At 63.8% G+C, this 1059-nt stretch carries 3 protein-coding genes; all 3 read right to left on the bottom strand.

Going from position 1 to position 1059, the window contains the following annotated elements; genetic code table 11:
- On the bottom strand, nucleotides 1-475 hold a 475-nt coding region (locus tag U1737_RS20610), incomplete at its 3' end, for a proton-conducting transporter transmembrane domain-containing protein (RefSeq protein ID WP_332798089.1).
- Nucleotides 476-479: 4 nt separating this feature from the next.
- Nucleotides 480-785 (bottom strand): NADH-quinone oxidoreductase subunit NuoK, encoded by a 306-nt coding sequence (gene nuoK / locus U1737_RS20605; protein ID WP_332716817.1) that lies wholly within the window; start codon nucleotides 783-785, stop codon nucleotides 480-482.
- A partial coding sequence (locus tag U1737_RS20600; RefSeq protein ID WP_332798088.1) for an NADH-quinone oxidoreductase subunit J occupies nucleotides 782-1059 on the bottom strand: 278 nt, incomplete at its 5' end. The genes nuoK and U1737_RS20600, both read right to left, overlap by 4 nt.

Genomic DNA, 1059 nt, shown 5'->3' with positions numbered 1-1059 from the left:
GCTTCTTGAACCAGAAACCGATCAGCAGATACGATGCGAGACCGACGCCTTCCCAGCCGAAGAACATCTGGACCAGGTTGTTCGCGGTCACCAGCATCAGCATGGCGAAGGTGAAGAGCGACAGATAGGCGAAGAAGCGCGGCTGATCCGGGTCCTCCGCCATATAGCCCCAGCTATACAGGTGGACGAGCGCCGAGACGCTGGTGATGACCACCAGCATGACCGCGGTCAGCGCATCGACGCGGAGCTCCCAGGCGACATCGAGAGTGCCGGAGTGGATAAAATCCAGCACGGGCGCGACGGTGACGCCTTCGCCGCCGACGAGATAGCTGATGAAGATCGGCCAGCTCAGCGCGCACGATACGAACCGCGCGCCCGTGGTCAGCACCTTGGCGACGGTGTTGCCGAGTGCCCGGTTGCCCAGGCCTGCGACGATCGCCGCGAGCAGCGGCAGGAAGACGATGAGGAGGATCAACGAATTACCCCTTCATCCGGTTGACGTCGTCGACCGAGATCGTGCCGCGTCCGCGGAAATAGATAACGAGGATGGCAAGGCCGATCGCGGCCTCGCCGGCGGCGACGGTCAGCACGAACATGGCGAACACCTGCCCGACCAGATCGTGCAGATAGGCCGAGAAAGCGACGAGGTTCAGGTTCACCGCGAGCAGGATCAGCTCGACCGCCATCAGCATGACGATGAGGTTCTTTCGGTTCACGACGATGCCGAGCACGCCGAGCGCGAACAGGATCGCCGCGACGACGAGATAATGGGTGAGGCCGATCACAGTTCGATCCCCTGGCCGATACCGGGCTGGGTATTGCGCGTGGCATCCTGCGGACGGCGCGAGACCTGGCGATTGATGTTCTGCGGGCGGGTGCCGCCACGCTCGCGGTGCGTCAGCACGATCGCGCCGATCATGGCGACGAGCAGGACGAGCCCGGCGCCTTCGAAGATGAACAGATAGCGGGTGTAGAGCAGCTCGCCGATCGCCTGGATGTTGGGCATCGCCGGATCGATCGGGGCAGTGCGACGGCTCAGCTCGATCGCGCCGGCGCCAT

The sequence above is a fragment of the Sphingomonas fucosidasi genome (assembly GCF_036663855.1).
In the GTDB taxonomy this organism is placed as follows: Bacteria; Pseudomonadota; Alphaproteobacteria; order Sphingomonadales; family Sphingomonadaceae; genus Sphingomonas; species Sphingomonas faeni_B.
Note: the sequence above shows the minus strand (reverse complement) of the source record. Positions and strands in the feature narration are given on the sequence as shown.